The sequence below is a fragment of the Acetivibrio straminisolvens JCM 21531 genome (assembly GCF_000521465.1).
Lineage (GTDB): Bacteria > Bacillota > Clostridia > Acetivibrionales > Acetivibrionaceae > Hungateiclostridium > Hungateiclostridium straminisolvens.
Genome location: NZ_BAVR01000074.1, coordinates 1 through 17,589, shown reverse-complemented (window position 1 = coordinate 17,589; position 17,589 = coordinate 1). Strand labels below are relative to the sequence as shown.

Annotated in this window: 12 protein-coding genes and 2 pseudogenes; all 14 read left to right on the top strand. The window is 40.2% G+C overall.

The annotated features are described in order from the left end of the window. The first annotated feature begins 41 nt into the window (after positions 1-41). The 14 genes and pseudogenes from JCM21531_RS14975 to JCM21531_RS14920 all read left to right on the top strand — a co-directional run bounded on the left by JCM21531_RS14975 (position 42) and on the right by JCM21531_RS14920 (position 17,378). Positions 42-6,731, top strand: coding sequence for an InlB B-repeat-containing protein (locus JCM21531_RS14975; RefSeq protein WP_038291084.1), 6,690 nt, complete (start codon positions 42-44; stop codon positions 6,729-6,731). 253 nt (positions 6,732-6,984) lie between these two features. Beyond that, on the top strand, positions 6,985-8,208 hold the full coding sequence (locus JCM21531_RS14970) for an FprA family A-type flavoprotein (protein ID WP_038291082.1): 1,224 nt from the start codon (positions 6,985-6,987) through the stop codon (positions 8,206-8,208). Between the two features lie 243 nt (positions 8,209-8,451). Continuing rightward, positions 8,452-10,768, top strand: a pseudogene (locus JCM21531_RS14965) (anaerobic ribonucleoside triphosphate reductase). A 40-nt stretch (positions 10,769-10,808) separates the two neighbouring features. Further along, positions 10,809-11,314 (top strand): annotated as a pseudogene (gene nrdG / locus JCM21531_RS14960) (anaerobic ribonucleoside-triphosphate reductase activating protein). A 48-nt stretch (positions 11,315-11,362) separates the two neighbouring features. Further along, positions 11,363-11,740: an SdpI family protein gene (locus JCM21531_RS14955; RefSeq protein ID WP_038291081.1), complete on the top strand. Its 378-nt coding sequence runs from the start codon at positions 11,363-11,365 to the stop codon at positions 11,738-11,740. 133 nt (positions 11,741-11,873) lie between these two features. Beyond that, positions 11,874-12,269, top strand: coding sequence for an 8-oxo-dGTP diphosphatase MutT (mutT, locus tag JCM21531_RS14950; RefSeq protein WP_038291079.1), 396 nt, complete (start codon positions 11,874-11,876; stop codon positions 12,267-12,269). 50 nt (positions 12,270-12,319) lie between these two features. Further along, the gene (locus JCM21531_RS14945; RefSeq protein ID WP_038291077.1) at positions 12,320-13,093 is read left to right on the top strand and encodes a class I SAM-dependent methyltransferase; all 774 of its coding nucleotides are present in this window, start codon (positions 12,320-12,322) and stop codon (positions 13,091-13,093) included. A gap of 68 nt (positions 13,094-13,161) precedes the next feature. Next, positions 13,162-14,040: an AraC family transcriptional regulator gene (locus tag JCM21531_RS14940; RefSeq protein WP_038291075.1), complete on the top strand. Its 879-nt coding sequence runs from the start codon at positions 13,162-13,164 to the stop codon at positions 14,038-14,040. A 495-nt stretch (positions 14,041-14,535) separates the two neighbouring features. Then, positions 14,536-15,027 carry a DUF6323 family protein gene (locus JCM21531_RS14935; RefSeq protein ID WP_038291073.1) on the top strand — a complete coding sequence of 164 codons (492 nt, stop codon included), beginning with the start codon at positions 14,536-14,538 and terminating at the stop codon, positions 15,025-15,027. After that, on the top strand, positions 15,014-15,964 hold the full coding sequence (locus JCM21531_RS14930; protein ID WP_243467786.1) for a DUF6179 domain-containing protein: 951 nt from the start codon (positions 15,014-15,016) through the stop codon (positions 15,962-15,964). The genes JCM21531_RS14935 and JCM21531_RS14930 overlap by 14 nt, the downstream gene beginning before the upstream one ends. After that, positions 15,897-16,373 carry a hypothetical protein gene (locus tag JCM21531_RS22725; RefSeq protein ID WP_243467785.1) on the top strand — a complete coding sequence of 159 codons (477 nt, stop codon included), beginning with the start codon at positions 15,897-15,899 and terminating at the stop codon, positions 16,371-16,373. Before JCM21531_RS14930 ends, JCM21531_RS22725 begins: the two co-directional genes overlap by 68 nt. Continuing rightward, entirely contained in the window at positions 16,366-16,518 is a 153-nt protein-coding gene (locus JCM21531_RS19030) for a hypothetical protein (protein WP_157833696.1), read from the top strand. Before JCM21531_RS22725 ends, JCM21531_RS19030 begins: the two co-directional genes overlap by 8 nt. Positions 16,519-16,746: 228 nt before the next feature. Next, positions 16,747-17,055, top strand: a complete 309-nt coding sequence (locus JCM21531_RS14925; protein WP_038291086.1) for a type II toxin-antitoxin system RelB/DinJ family antitoxin — start codon at positions 16,747-16,749, stop codon at positions 17,053-17,055. Further along, a complete protein-coding gene (locus JCM21531_RS14920; RefSeq protein WP_038291071.1) occupies positions 17,052-17,378 on the top strand; it encodes a type II toxin-antitoxin system RelE/ParE family toxin in 327 nt (108 codons plus the stop codon). Before JCM21531_RS14925 ends, JCM21531_RS14920 begins: the two co-directional genes overlap by 4 nt. Positions 17,379-17,589: the final 211 nt, after the last annotated feature.

Here is a 17,589-nt window from a genome sequence, read left to right as displayed (position 1 = left end):
CCAATAATTACAAAACCGCTTTTAAGTGGGTAAACGATCTGATGAATAATAGCAAACCGAACAATCCCTCGGCTGCAAACCTGCCGGAAGCGGTAATGGTACGTTTTCTTTCCATTAATCCGGATAGATACGACTCCGACAATATACAAGATGGCAGCTTCTTTGCCTATGACTACAATTATTTTTACAAGCCGGGCATACGTTACGATCCAAAAGGAGAATATAACGGACAACAATTAGGTCTTCCTCTGAACAGATGTGCCTGTGTTGTCCTCTGCGACACCGACGAAGACACCACATATCTGAGTTATACCGGACAGCACGAGGTTATTTATTCTGACCCCAAGGTTTTAGCGGTGCTTGCTTCTACACCTTATTTCAAAGATTTGGACCGGGATGATTTGAGCGGCAGCATGATGGATTCACAAACTTCCTATTCCAGCTCCCAGGGCAGTGGAAGCGGCTCGAACGATGCGGTATCTTTTACTTTGGGCGCATATGTCTCGGGGAAATTTGGTGGTGAAGTAGCATGGTTTGAGTATGAAACAAGCCTTAACTTTGGATTCTCTTATGAATGGGCCAATAGAATCACCAAAGAAGATTCGGTTACTTATTCCACTCTGGCAGGGCAAGACACAGTGGTGTTATACTCAATTCCTGTAGAAGTGTATTATTACAATGCTTATTATCCGGTTAAAAATTCTGCCGGCAAGATTGAAAGGTACGATAAGCAAACCGTAACTATCAACTTTCCGCATAAACCTGCTGTAAAAACCATTGCATTAGATAAATACAAAAAATTGGCAAAGGATTATCCTGCTTTGCCGGTTATCGGTGATGATGTGTTGAAATCGACACCGGGTGATCCGTTCTCTTATCCGAAAAGTACCGCCGGTTTAAAAAATGCCATTGTTTATTCCGGTGACTGGGCTGGCGTGGATTACGGCAACGGCAGCACGACCCAGGAAATTTCCATTACCGAAGAACATGAAGAAACCTATACCCACAGCGTCTTTATCGAGTTTAAGCTTGGTGGTGGCGGTAAACACAAGTTAGGTGAGACGAGTGGGGGAATCGTCGGCAGCATAGGAGGAGATTTCTCCAGATCGACATTCACTTCAGTTGGAAGCACATATTCAGGAACTATTTTTGATTTACCGGCTGAAGCCGCGCCATACGGTTATTACTTTGCCTGGAAACTTTTGACTTACACAGCTGAAATTGACGGAGTGGATGTTCCTGTAGTCACCTATCTGCTCACAGACGTAAGACGTCCGCCGGAATTGCCCGATGACTTTGCACAGGATTATTCCAAAACCACTTCAGACTCAATAGGTCTTTCTTGGAGCTATCCTGCCGGAAAAAATATAGCAGGCTTCCAAATTTACCGCTATTATGATTTCCCGGAAGGCAGCGGTAGTTATGAAGAGGATTATATTGATGCTTCGAAATATACTTCTGTTACTTACGACGACAACGGAAAACCCGTGTATCATTATGAATATCTGGATGAAGAACTTGCTCCCTATACAGAATATTACTATCAGATTCAGGCAATTCGCTCGGCAGTACCACCTTACAGTATATTGAGTAAGCCCATGAAAGCCAGAACCAAACTTGGCAAGGGTGAGCCGACGATAACGCTTAACGGCGTTCAAAGAAGCTTGGTACCGGAATACGATACCGACGGCAACTTGATTGGCACTAAAGAAAATTATATTCTCCAGGTATATCCTGATACGGCAAGCACTGTTTCTGTTTCGGTTAGCGAACCCATTAACAGAACATCCAAGTACCAATGGCAGAAAAAAGGCGAAGAAGGCTGGACGGACATTAAAGGTGCAACGTCGGAGCAATATAGGTTTACCAATTCCGGTTATGGCCAGGCCGGAGAATATCGTTGTAGGGTCAATTATGTTTACAATGATACTGAAAACAATGCCGCCTATTACATCACCACATATTCGGATGTCTTCACAGTTGAATATGTAATGCGACAGGCACAGATGATTTCTTTTGCTGCTGATGATAAATCCAAAACAGTTTCTATTACGCTCAAATCAAAACACAAAAATCATTTTTACGCGCCGACTGGTACAGTGACTTTCCGAATTGAAGGAAAGGGTTATGATCAGACTTTCACTGCAGCTTTAAAACCCAACACGGAAAATTATACTTCGACGGCTACCTTGAACTTGGCAAGTACGGGTGAGGATGAATATGGTGCTAATTTGATGATGGGAGCCTACAGAATTTCCGCATTTTATTCCGGCAGCCGTGTGTTCCAGGCTTTGGATGTAGAAGAAAAGGTATATTACGTTGTGGAAAATTCCGAAGGATATTTCTTGAACCTCGACAAAAATTCGTATTATTATGGTGATCCCATCAAATTTGAATTGCTGCATGTATACTCCGCTGGAGAAAATCAAGTTGTTGTGGAACCTGTAACGAACGGTGCCGAATACAAATTCTACTACAAGAATCCGAAGAATGATCCGATTTGGCTGGAAGATCCTTCGTTCAAACTTGGCGACAAGAATTTTGCGTCGACAAGAACAGGAACTATTTTGGTTGAAGTCTATATAAACTCTGTTATGGTAGAATCATGCAATTTCCGGGTTGAACCTCGTCCTATTACTATCGGGTTCGAAGGAGAGTTCTTCAAAGTTTACAGAAACGTATCACCGGTTGAACTGGACGATTTGGTGGTCAAAGAAGGAAATTTGGCTTTCGGTGATACTATAGGCAATCTGAATCTGAAAATTACCTATTGTGATCATCTGGAGAAAGAGATAGTAATAAACAATGAAACTTTGCCTGGTACCTATCAAGTTAAAGTTGCTTCTGGGAATACACCAAATTATACTGTTAAAGGTGAATCTACTAATTTATATATTATGGGTCCCAGGTATGATTTGACCATTATCTCGGAAAAACTGGACGGCGAAATCGTGGGAACGGTAGAACTCGTTATGCCTTCAAGCCTGAAACTTGACAAAGGCACTGCAGTTACTGCGGCTACTACCAATGTCAACAACCAATGGCATGAGGCGTCAGTGATTCCGGGAGGAACGGATTTACTTTTTAAGGCAACTCCGCAAGACGGATATCGTGTAGTAAGCTGGACAGTAGAAACGCCAAACGTACCACCAACTACTTACATGGCGGATTCCAATTTATTTACTTACAAAACCTTTGCCAGCAATACCGTCGTGAAAGTCAAGTTTGCTTATGCGCAAAACAAACTCTATTACGCTTCTTCCAGCGTTGGAGGCTCTGTATTTCCGAAAGATTCCGGTATCAAGAGCGGCAGTGTTGTGCAGCCGGGAGCGACCTTTACGTTCCTTGCCGAACCTGCGCCAGGATACCATTTTGTAGAATGGATTCTTTCCGGCAATACAAAATCCAATTTTAAAGGTACAATCGATCCTGATACAGGAAAATATTCCACAACTATTACCATGGGTTCTAAAGATACCGTGCTGACTGGTGTATTCGAAAGAGACAGTTACACCCTTGCTCTTTCGGAGGGGCTTGTGGCGAGCTATACAACACGGGATGATACCGGAAACCAAGTAACAAAAACTGATGAAGGAAGCATAACTCTTCGCGGTGACACGGAAATCACGGTTGCACCAAAGCCCGGTTACAGTGCTGCTTTGGGCGAATGGCTTGTTAACGGGAAAAGTGTTGGAACCGGACTTGGGAGCTATACGTTTGTTTTGAAAGAAAACACCACCGTTCAAGCACCTGTTACACGTGGATCTTACAATGTATCTTTAGAGATATCGCCTAAAGATGCGGACAACAAAGTAAAAGCTACTGCGAATGGCATTGTTACTGATTTTTCCGGTGGGAAAAAGATATCCGGCGGTACAAAGCTGGTATTTACTGCACAGCCGGCACGCGGATACATATTCGACCACTGGAAAATCAATGGAAGCGAAGCGGGAACAGATTCAGTTCTGACGGTGCCATATTTGACCCAGGATATTTCGGTTGAAGGCGTCTTTGTTACTGACCCGGTTTATCATACTGTTACCATCACAGCAGGTAATAACGGTTCCCTCGAATATATCGTCCGTTATTTGGGAGAAGGAAACGAAAGCAGTTTTAAGAAAAAAGTAGATGCAGGCATAACTGTTCAACTAAGTGTATATTCAGAAGATGAATTGTCTATTATAGCTTTGCCTGACGATGATTATATGCTGCGCAGTTGGATGGTTAACGACGAAATAATTGACAAAGACACTGAAAATAATGTTGTTGACATAGCTGTAGACTATGCCAACAGAACGCTCTCATGCTCGAAAATTACAGGCGATGTCAATATTAGAGCACGATTCGTACCGGTGAGTGTTTCTGAACTTAATTTCTCAGCATCAGGAGTTGGCCTTATTTCAGCTTCATATGACGGTAAAGAAATCACCAGTGGTACATTAATTAGCAACGGTAGGAAACTGGTGCTTACGGCAGAGCCGGTACACCATCCTGCGGTGAGCCGTATGGTTGATTATTGGACTTACAACGGTGAAATCATAAGGAATGAAGACGGTACACCGTTTGTTGGTGAAGTTATTGAAATAGATGCGTTTTTTGGAGAAAGCACGGTGGATTACGAGGTATTTTTCACAGAGCTTGTGGAACATGAAATAAAAATTGATGTAACCGATGCTGATGTTAATTATGCTGCCAGTCCGTCTACATATTCACGAAAAACTGCGGACTCCGGCAATGTGCATTATGCTCGACAAGGTAGTAAGATTACTTTGGTTGTAACACCGTATGAAGGATATCTTTTAAAATTAATTACTGTAAACGGTACTCAATATCAACCTGATGAAGATGGAATATTCCGGTTAACCATTCCAAGTTTGTCGGAAGACCTTGACATTACAGCATATACAACATACCTTCACATAGTATCAATTACACCGAAGGATGTTTCGGTTGTAAAAGGAGAATCTCTTGAATTTACGGCAACGGTTTGGGGCATTGACAATCCGCCGCAGGATGTCATTTGGAGTATTAGCGGCAATACAAGCAACGGCACATATATCGATAGCAGCGGCAAATTGACTGTTGGAGAAGATGAAACTTCAACAGACCTGATAATAAAGGCAACATCTGTGGCAGATCCGGATGCGTCATCAGAGGCAACTGTAACGGTAATAACCTTGTACACGGTAAGCTTTAATAAAAACGGGGGAGATACCAATGCTAATCCGGAAATTATGACTGTGGTTGCCGGAGAAAGTCTGAAGACTCTTCCACAAAATCCTACGCGTTCAGGCTATACCTTTGAAGGCTGGAATACTGAAGCTGATGGAAGAGGTATGAGCTTTACGGAAAATACGCCTGTACTTTCGGACATAACCGTATATGCCCAATGGAAGAAGAAATCCTCTAATAAAGGAGGCTCCGGTGGTGGAACCGGCTCTTCGTCAGGAGACAGCAATTCATCGGAAAATGGTTCTTCATCCGATGACATAACTTCTCCGGAAGACAATATTCCTGCATTAGACGGCAACGAAGTGATTGCTTCCGATGGTACGGTAACTGTCATATCAACAATTTCTTCTACAGTAGATGAGAATGGCAAAGCAACAGCTGAAGTTACGAATGAACAGATGAACAGCGCCGTAACTAAAGCTGTTACGGAAGCGAAGCAGAAGGACAGTAAAGCAATTGTCGAAATTAATGTAGAAGCTCCTGCAGATTCGGAAACAGTGGAAATCGTTATTCCGAAAATAATCTTAGAATCAATCGTTGCTAGCGGTTTGGAGGCCTTTACAATATCAACTTCTATTGCAGATATTACCTTTGACAGAGATGCTTTGAACACTGTAGCATGTGACGAAGAGAGCAATATAGTAATTACAGTATCGAGGGTAAATGCGGAAAATCTCAGTGAAGAAGCAAGAAAGGTAATAGGTGACAGACCTGTATTTGATTTGAGTGTCACCAGCGGAGACAAGGTCATCTCTCAGTTTGGCGGATACGTAACAGTCACTGTTCCATATACCGCAAAAGCTGATGAGGACATAAACGCCATTGTCATCTACCACATCAATGGAGAAGGCAAGCTGGAGGTTGTGAAAGACTGCGTTTATGACCCGTCAACAGGCACTATAAGCTTTACCACAAACCAATTCTCAAGGTATGCGGTAGGCTATAACAAAGTAAGTTTCAAAGATGTGCCGGAAAATGCATGGTACAGCAAAGCGGTTACGTTTGTAACTGCAAGGAGTATTGCTTTGGGTACCGGCAACGGCAACTTCAGTTCGGATGAGAAGCTTACCAGAGGACAATTCATAGTAATGCTGATGAACGCATATGGAATAGCACCCGATACAGATTTCCAGGACAATTTTGCAGATGCAGGAGACACCTGGTATACAGGTTATCTCGCAGCAGCAAAACGTCTGGGCATATCCAGCGGTATTGGAAACAATATGTTTGGACCTGAAAAAGAGATTAGCCGTCAGGAGATGTTCACTCTTTTGTATAATGTTCTCAAGACTTTAGGAAGACTTCCTAAAGCGGACTCGACTGGAAAGTCTCTGTCATCCTTCCAAGATGCGGATGACATAGCACCTTGGGCGAAAGAGGCTATGACATATTTTGTAGAAGCAGGCTTTATAAGCGGCAGCAACGGCAAGCTTTTTCCAAACGATAGCACAACCAGGGCACAGATGGCTCAGGTGCTGTACAACTTGTTCGTTAAATAAACATTAGGATATATTTCACTTTAAAAACGGGCTGTCAAAGAGGTAGTCATTCTGAGTAAATTGAGTTGATCAAAAGTAGATTTCTCGGAATGTGAGCTCCATGATTTGGCAGCTCATTTTTTAATTTATTTTTTATAAAAATCAATGGAATTTTATGATATTATTAAATAGAGTTATTAATCATTTTTTTTTGATTTATAAGACTTAGTTTGGGTATAGAACTTATGGGCTATGAATGCGAGGAGGATGCAATATGAAGAAGTTAAAGATTGTAGATGGAATACACATGCTTACCATGAATGTTGAAGATATTCTGTTTGAAGGGATATGGGAGCTTGCAAACGGAGTAACTCTTAATTCCTATATAGTTCAGGGAGAAAAGACTGCAATAATTGACGGTGTGATTGGATGGGACGGAATACCTGAAACTCTTTATAAAAATTTGGGAGATATAGGTGTTGATCCAAAGAATATTGATTATTTGATTGTTAATCATATGGAACCGGACCATTCGGGCTGGATTTCAAACTTTAGAAAAATTAAGGATGATTTTACGGTGATTTGTACTGACAAAGCAGCAAAAATGGTGGCATCCTTCTATGGTGAGGACAAGATAAAGGTTGTCAAAGAGGGGGATACTCTGGACCTTGGAAACGGAAAGGTACTAAGTTTCCATCCGGTACCGAACGTTCACTGGCCGGACACGATGTACACCTATGAAAGAAGTACAAAAACCCTCTTCTCATGCGACATGTTTGGAACATTTGGCAGGATGGAAGAGCATTGTTTTGATGACGAGCTGACACCTGAAGAGGTGGACTTCTTTGAACTTGAGGGAATGAGATATTACTCCAATGTAATGGCAACTTTCACACCCAGTTTGAAAAAGGCAATTGAAAAGGCAAAGGAGCTGGAAATAAATGTTATAGCACCCGGCCACGGTCCGGTTTATAGAAAAAATCCGCAAAAAATTATCGATGATTATTCCAGGTTTGCCCTTTATGCAGAAGGGGCGGGCAAAAATGAAGTCACTATATTGTGGGGCTCTATGTATGGAATGACTGCGAAAGCAATTGATCACGTTGAGAATATACTCAAAAGGGAAGGAGTCAAATATAACAAGCTGCAGATGCCCCTTGCAAGCGAAAGTGAAATGGTTGCAACCGTGTTTAGGTCTGCAGGGGTAATTATTGGAGCGCCTACTTATGAGTACAAGCTTTTCCCGCCGGTTGCAGCGGCTTTGAATGAGCTTGGCAGAAAGAGGATTACGGGTAAGACTGCATTCAGATTTGGGTCATACGGATGGTCCGGCGGCGCAGAGAAGGAGATTGCTGAAATAATCGAAAGAAACAATATGAAATGGAACTTCATCGAATCTGTAGAGTTTGAAGGAGCACCAAAGGACGAACACCTTGCCAAGGTGGAGGCAAGAGTATTGGAGTTTATAAAAAAGATGAGGGAGAAGGTATCGGAATAGTAATATTGACACAATATATTGTATATGATAATATTGGATTGACTAAATATTGTTGTTGCAGGTAAATGTCATTGACAGTTTAAAGGGTAAGCAGATGAAATTCCTGTACGGTCCCGCCGCTGTGATGGTGAGACATTCAGGGCATGAGTATTTTGCTTACAGCAGCCTCTTGACGCTTGTCGGGAGGTTTTATTATCTGTAAAATCTACAATAAACTCAGTTTAGGAGAAGGTGCGAAGTCGAATGATAACAAAAATCAGAAAGAGAGATGGAAGGGAAGTACCTTTCAATATTGAGAAGATAACTAATGCAATATTCAAAGCGACAAGAGCTGAAGGAGAGGAAAACTATGCACAAGCCATGGTTCTGGCGGAAAAAGTGGTGGAGCAGCTGCATGAAGAAATGGATAGAAAAGTCCCCGGTGTTGAGGAAATTCAGGATATTGTTGAAAGAGTTTTGATTAAAGAAGGGCATGCAAGAACCGCCAAGGAGTACATACTGTACCGTGCCGAGAGGACCCGCGTAAGGGAAATGAATACCCGGCTGATGAAAATATATGAGGAATTGACTTTTAAAGAATCCAAGGATAATGATTTGAAGCGGGAAAACGCCAACATTGACGGCGACACCGCTATGGGAACCATGCTTAAATACGGTTCTGAAGGAGCAAAGCAGTTTTGTGAAATGTATATACTAAAGCCCGAACACGCAAAGGCTCATAAAGATGGGGATATTCACATACACGATTTGGACTTTCTTACCCTTACCACTACATGCTGTCAAATTGATGTGCTGAAGCTTTTTAAAGACGGCTTTAGTACAGGGCATGGACATTTAAGAGAGCCAAACGATATTCACAGCTATTCAGCTCTGGCATGTATAGCTATTCAGTCCAATCAAAATGATCAGCACGGTGGGCAAAGCATACCGAATTTTGATTACGGAATGGCTCCGGGTGTTGCAAAAACCTATTCAAGACTTTACAAGCAGAACCTGGCCAAAGCTTTGGAATTATTGTCCGGAAATAAAGATGCATCGGCATTGGTTAACACTGTTTCAAATAGAATTGCAGAAGAGGACAAAGTTTATCCGACGCTGGTTCCTAATGAAAGGTATGTGGAACTGGAGAGAAAATATCTTATGGAATTTATACCGAATGCTGATATCGTTTATAAGGCACAGACCTTTGCTGTTGAAAATGCGCAGGCAGAAACCGACAGGAACACGTATCAGGCTATGGAAGCTTTCATTCACAACCTGAACACAATGCACAGCAGAGCAGGGCGCAGGTACCTTTCAGCTCCATAAACTATGGAACGGATACTTCTCCTGAGGGAAGACTGGTTATTAAGAATATCCTTCTGGCGACCGAAGCAGGTCTTGGCAATGGAGAGACCCCTATATTTCCTGTACACATATTCAAGGTTAAAGAAGGGATAAATTACAATCCGGAAGATCCAAACTATGATATGTTTAAGCTTGCCTGCAGAGTAAGCGCCAAAAGACTGTTTCCGAACTTTTCATTTTTGGATGCTCCGTTTAACCTTAAATATTACAGGCCTGACCGCCCTGAAACAGAGATAGCTACATGGGCTGCAGAACAAGGGTCATAGGCAATGTGTACGATCCATCCAGGGAAATAGTAAACGGAAGGGGAAATTTGAGCTTTACGACTGTAAATCTGCCCAGAATTGCGTTAAACAGCAATAAAGACATCAATATATTCTTTGATGAACTGGATAAAATGATAGATTTGGTAATTGATCAGCTTTTGGAGAGGTTTGAGATACAGGCCCGAAAGAAGGTTAAAAACTATCCTTTTCTGATGGGGCAGGGAATATGGCTCGATGCTGACAAGCTCGGATGGGAAGATGAGGTCAGGGAGGTGCTGAAACACGGAACTCTCACGGCCGGCTTTATCGGATTGGCAGAATGTTTAAAGGCTTTGATAGGCAAGCACCATGGCGAATCCGAAGAAGCACAGGAGCTGGGACTCAAAATTGTAGGGCACATGAGAAAACGTATGGACGAAGCCAGCAAAAAATATAATATGAACTTTACCCTGATTGCGACTCCCGCTGAAGGTTTGTCCGGCAGATTTATTAAGATGGACAGGGACATATTCGGTTCCATTGAAGGTATCACCGATAAGGAATATTACACAAACAGTTTTCATGTTCCGGTATACTACGAAATTGGTGCTTTTGACAAGATAAGGATAGAAGCTCCTTATCACGAACTTACCAATGCCGGACATATCACATATGTTGAGGTGGATGGAGATCCAACACAAAACGTTAAAGCTTTTGAGAAAATTATTAGAGCAATGAAAGAAGCAGGTATCGGCTACGGCTCCATCAACCACCCGGTGGACAGGGACCCGGTATGCGGATTTACCGGAATTATCGGCAATACATGTCCTTCCTGCGGCCGGGAAGAGGGGGATGTCAAGTTTGAAAGGATAAGACGTATTACCGGATATCTTGTGGGTTCGGTTGAAAGATTCAATGATGCCAAAAGGGCCGAGGAACGCGACAGGATAAAACATATGTACTTCTGAGAATAGATAATTCTATTCTATTTCCTAAATGGTGATTTTGATGGAAACTTATATTAGAATTTCAGGAATAATTAAAGAGTCAATTGTGGATGGTCCGGGAATACGAATGGTGGTTTTTGCCCAGGGCTGCAGGCATAAATGCCCTGGCTGCCACAACCCGGAAACCCACTCTTTTGATGGCGGTACACTGGTCACAGTTGATTTTATACTTGAGCAGGCAAAAAAGAATCCTTTGCTGGATGGCATTACCCTTAGCGGAGGCGACCCCTTTGAGCAGGCTGAAGCCTTTGCTGTTTTAGCTCACGAAGCAAAAAAGCTAAACCTTGATATTGTGACTTATACCGGTTACACTTATGAATATATTTTGGAGAATGCATCAAGAAACAAGGGCTGGGATGCATTGCTTGATGAAACGGACATACTGGTGGACGGCAGGTATGAAGAGAGCAAAAAAACCTTCTTTTGAAATTCCGGGGGTCAGAAAACCAGAGAATAATTGATGTTAAAAAGTCAAAAGCTGAAAGCAGAATTGTTCTCATGGATTAATATTTGGATTGGCATATTAAAATCGGTAATTTGAGGGGTGGGTTTAAAATGTGGTTCTGGATAATAATGTTCTTGTGCAATCTGATGATACCGGTTGTTATGATTGTAGTCGGTTATATGATGTATAAACATACACCGAAGAAAATAAATGGAATCTATGGGTATAGAACCGTAAGGTCAATGAAAAATGATGACACTTGGAAGTTTGCCCATGATTATTGTGGAAGACTCTGGTTTAAACTGGGGTTTATTTTGCTTATTCCCACAATAATCGCTATGATTCCGTTTGTTCAAGGCAGTATAGAAGTTGTTGGAATAGTGACTGTGATAGTTCAAGGGGTTCAAGTCTTGGTTTTGATTGGGTCTATATTTCCGGTAGAATCTGCATTAAAAAAGAATTTTGATGATGATGGGAACAGAAGGTAGTTTTCTTTTGGCTCTACGAAGAGTAAAATCCGCATAAATTCACCATATTTTGCGGGCCGTGGGTGTGAATTCTACAGTGTAAAAATATTTTCCCTGATTGAAGGGGAGGATAAGCAGTAAGAGGTGTAAATTTGTGAAAAGAATTAAAGTTGCGGCAGGAGTTATTGTAAATAGTGGCAAAGTTTTAATTACCAGGCGTGCGCCAAAGGAGAACTTTGCCGGTGGTTGGGAGTTTCCGGGCGGAAAAATTGAAATTAATGAAACTCCCGAACAGTGTCTTGTTCGAGAGCTTAAAGAAGAACTTGATATAGTTGTTTCCGTTGGGAAATTTTGTGCCGAAGCGGACTATGATTACGATGATATCAGCATTAATCTAATTGCTTATTATTGCACTATAGTTGAGGGGGAAATTCGGATGTCTGTACATGACAAGTACAAGTGGATTGAAATAAGTGATTTGCTAAAATATGAACTTTTACCTGCAGATATTCCTATAGCAAAAAAGGCTATAGAGGAAAGCAAAGGTTGAATATAGAAATATTAGGAAAGGCGCTTAAAAAATGATAGGGAGATTCGACGATGAAGCAGTGGTACGAAAAATTATTTGAGAATTACGGAGAGCAGTATGATAAAGAGGAATTTACTCAAGGGACTAAAGGTGAATGTGATTTTATCGAGAAAGAGCTTAATTATGATAAATCTTTAAAGATTATTGACGTTGGCTGCGGGACGGGCAGACATGCTATAGAGCTTACCCAAAGAGGTTATTCCGTTACAGGGTCCGTTACAGGGATTGATTTATCCGAAGCTCAGTTAGAAAGAGCCAGAGAAAAAGCTGAAAAATTGAATCTTAAAATTGAGTTTTTAAAGCATGATGCCAGGAACCTTCCTTTTGAAAATGAGTTTGACGCAGCCATTATGCTTTGTGAAGGCGGATTTTCTTTGATGGAAACCGATGAGATGAATTTTGAGATATTAAAGAGCGTCACTAAATCGTTAAAGAGCCCTGCAAAATTCATATTTACTACTCTTAACGGCCTATATCCTTTGTTTCACTCTGTCAATGATTTTTATGCAGCGGGTGAGAACAAAGAAGGCGCGCATTACAAAAGCAAGGGCTTTGATTTAATGACCCTGAGGGACTACAATGTTACTACCTTTACTGATGATGACGGAAATGAACATGAAATTGAGTGCAATGAAAGATATTATATGCCGAGCGAGATAAATTGGCTTTTGAAATCCTTAGGTTTTAAGAAAATTGATATATTCGGGGCGAAAATCGGGGCCTATTCAAGAGAAGATAGACTCACTACAGAAGATTTTGAAATGCTTGTGGTAGCCGAAAAATAGTTTGGGCAAAAAAAGTCGAGATATCCTTCCGAGCAAAATGCTACTATGTAATTGTCGGAGGTGAACAAATGAGGGAACAAGTACTTGCTGTGCAGCGAATGCAGGATTATATCGAAAACCATCTTCATGAAGAGATTACGCTTGCAGATTTGGCAAGAGTGTCGCAGTTTTCTCCCTGGTATGCAAGGAGATTGTTTATTCAGTGGACCAATCTTACCCCGGCAGAATATATCCGCAGACTGCGTCTGAGTAAATCTGCACTCCGTTTACGAGACGAGAACTGCCGTATTATTGATGTGGCGCTGGATATGGGATTTGGTAGTGTAGATGGTTATCAGAGAGCTTTTGCCCGGGAATTTGGTTGTAATCCGAAGCAATATGCCGAAAATCCTGTTCCTCTCTATTTGTTTAAACCTTACAGCGTGAAATCTCGCTATCTTGGAAGGAGGAATGAATCGATGGAAAAGGTAAAAAATGTGTTTGTTCAAGTAACCGAAAGGCCTGCCCGCAAGGTCATTATAAAACGCGGAATCAAGGCATCTCATTACTTTGAGTATTGCGAAGAAGTCGGCTGCGATGTTTGGAGTTTGCTTACAAGTATTAAATCCATCAGCGGAGAGCCGGTATGTATGTGGCTTCCCGAGCGTTACCGCAAACCCGGAACAAGCGAATATGTGCAGGGAGTGGAAGTGCCTTTGGATTATGACGGCATTATTCCTGAAGGCTTTGACGTTATCGAGCTTCCTGCAGCAAAATATCTGATGTTTCAGGGAGAGCCTTTTGCGGAAGAAGACTATGAACAGGCTATCGAAGAAATATGGGAAGCTGAAAAGAAATATAACCCATCAGTTATTGGATATGTGTGGGATCAAGACAATCCGCGAATTCAATTGGAGCCTGTCGGCACGCGGGGATACATTGAGTTTCTTGCAGTCAAGCCTAAGTAAATAGAATTTATATTGGTGAAGGAAGCATAAAATTTTTGACGATTGGTCAGTATGGGTTACAATTGTAGCCAGTACTGGCCAATTTTGACTCTTGAAATGATTTATTATTTATTTTAAAAATTGCTATGGCATAAAAGCTGGAGTTTAAATATGCCGGAGTAAAATGAAAGGCAAACATAATCAAAGAAAGTGTTTAAGTATTTTCGTCAGAAGAGAATTATGTAATAGTTCAAATCCCAATGAATTGGCAAATCTTCAAGAGGAATTAGCATGTTCTGAAAGAGCGATTAGTCCCATATTGCAGTTGTTTCCTTTCTATTAAGGGCAGATTTGCAGGATTATTAGAATATTGATTTTCAGAAAGGTAAATGGTATAATAAAATTTAGGGCTTATTTGACTTTATAAAACTATCCCACTATATCATAACATACTTTAATCGAAAAGTCAATAGCTTTTTGAAAAATACTTGAATTTATTTTTTGGAGGTGATTCTGTTGGCGTTTGAGATTATGAATGTATTTTCATCATTGATACAGAAACAAGCAGTTGATGAAATTGTAAAATGTAATGAATTTACTTTGCGGTTTGGCCTGACGTTATCTTACCGGGATGCTGTTGAACTTGTCGAAACGAGAGCTGTTTCGCTAAAGAAGCATGGACGTATTGAATTTGGCGGCGGTGTGGTTGAAAAAATAATCAAGGAGTTTTGCGATTCTCCTTATATTTCTATGCTTAACTATGTTGAAACGCTTCATGAGCTGATTGAAATCTTTTACTCTTATAAAAATGAAACTCTGGATTTAATAAGCGATGATGAACTCATAAAGTTTATGAAAGATTCTTTTGATGGGAAATGTGAAGGTTCATTAGAACTGCTATCGGAACGGGAACTTGAAAAAATGGCTCGCAATTTGCGATACGGATATGCACCTGATTATTCGGATGATAATGAGTATGAAGAGGAGATTGAAGATGGCGAATATTGAAAAACGGCATATCATTAACAGGCATAATTTGAGTGGCGAATTCTATTTTACTTCTATTTTGCAAGAGGCTTATTCCTGTGGCCTATTAAGCGACTCTGATTTGGAAAATATTCAGATTCAGTGTGTTAGTCTTCTGGCATATAAAACCGAGAGATATAATATGGGAAAAAGCAGTTCTATAAGAGTCGAGACTGCCGAAAGCATTATGAAATCCAATTTTTATTCAATAGGTCTATATTTAAAAACTCTACCGGATCCGGACGATGCTGTATTTGAGCTAAAAACAGTGAATATTTCCGAACTGTATGAGAGGGGCAGAAAACTAATTAATATTAAATTTAAAACGGCAAGGCATATCTATAATATAGTTCAAAAGAATAGACTGGATACACCAAATCATTCTTATAATTCGACTCTTGGTGAAGATGGGATTGGGATTTTCTTTAAGTCATACAACATAGAGTATAAGGCACATGATTGTTCCGCTTCTATTGATTATCAGCTTTGTAATCCTGTCAATGATTTGGCTGGAGTGGAATTTATTCAAAAATATATTGAGAATTTATATTTTGAAAATGATTTTTGCAAGAATTTTGATAATGAGCGAATTCATCATCTGCTTAGCGGATATGATGAAAATTATGCGGAATTATTGATAAATATTTTTGAACAAGTATTAACAGCGGCTTTGGGATGTTCTTTGGCTGACCGGAGCATTAGGGAGCTTAGCATTACGGAAGAGGATATTTGGCGTTTATATGAAAAACTGAAAAAATACGATAATGATACACTGATGATGGCTATTAACAGCGCTGTAAACCATATATATGAAGAGTTGAATATTACAAACCATTCACTAAAAGGGTATATTGAAAAAAAGTTTGCCAAAGATTGTAACGAATATAGAGATTGCGCTAAAATTAAATACTCTCGATAAAGTATTCATAACACCAAAGAATCCGGATTTAGAAGCAAAAATCCACTTTGAAACGGGTATAAAAATGGACGATGAAGAGTATAGAGAGCTAATAGAAGAGCTGATTGAATGCAGATATACCTCTGACAAGTTGAAGCTTATAAAGGACAAGGTAAAATCTTTTGATGAACTTGAGGATGTATTGCTTGACGCACAGTTAAATGAAGAGGAATTTAATTTACTGCTTAACACTCTCGGAGATGTTGAACTTGCGGCAATGATTAAAAGGCATCCCTTTGAATCGGATATTCAAGCTGTAGACTTATCGGAAGAGGAACAGGCGGTACGATTGTATTTGAAAAATTATATGAACCGGATTTCAAATTGTAGACGGGAAAAAATTCTTCAAATTGCAAAACATCTTGTATAGGATTGATATCGTTTCGAAGAAGATAAATATTTGGTTGAGTTTAAAGGAGGGTGAAAATTTTAATATGGATGATTTTGCAAGAAGATTTGGCGGACTAACCAGAAAGCAGTATATTGAGCTTGCGTATGAAATATTTAAAAAATAAAGTGAGGATAGATATGGATTAGTTAGAGTAATTTTTATCAAATAAAAAGAAATGTTCTAAAGGTTATGGAAGATAGGGAGAGATCTACAAACCTAATCAATATAGTTGAAAGCCAGGATATGCGTGTCAGAAGAGAGACTTTCAAAATGTATTGCTTATGTACGCACAAATGGATATAATATAATTATAAAGAAGATTGCACTTGCTTGTGAAAAGGAGAGGTTTGCTTTGGCATCCAAATCAGCTAATTTATATGTAAGAATAGAACCGGAAGTAAAGGAACAGGCAGAGAAAATTCTTGCGGCCCTTGGCATTACTGCATCGAATGCAATCAATATGTTTTATAAACAGATTATTCTTCAAAGAGGGCTTCCTTTTGATGTAAAAATTCCATACACCAAACCACTGGATATAAGTACATTAACCGATGAGCAGGTGGATGCAGAGTTGGAAAAAGGATATGCCGATGTGGTAGAAGGACGATCAAAGTTGGCAAAGCAAGTGTTTTTAGACATTCGCAAGGATTATAATCTATGATGTACGAAATCAAGATATCCGCACAGGCGGAAAGGGATTTGCGCAGAATTTATGAGTATATTGCCTTTGAATTGCAATCTCCGATCAATGCAGCTAGTCAGTTAAATCGACTGGAAGAAGGAATCATGGGATTGGAGCATATGCCGGAGCGGTTTCGTGCTTATCAAAGGGAGCCTTGGAATAGCAGAGGACTTCGAATTATGCCGGTAGACAACTTTGTTGTACTGTATATTGTCGATAAAGAGAAGCAGGTTGTTTCCATTATCCGAATTATGTATGGCGGAAGAAATGTGGAAGAGCAGCTTAAGAATACGAAATTATAGCAAAATAAAAATCAGATTATCGGGCTTCTATCAGTAGAGTGGTGGAAGTCTTTTCATTCTCTTATACACAAAATTTTCAACATTCTCGATTTTTATTTGTGCTATTAATATTATTATTAGTGTTGTGCATTAAAAAGTAATAAATTGTATTACCAATAAAATAGCAAAACAAAAGCATAAGCAGACCAAATGTGGTAGTTTTGAATTGATA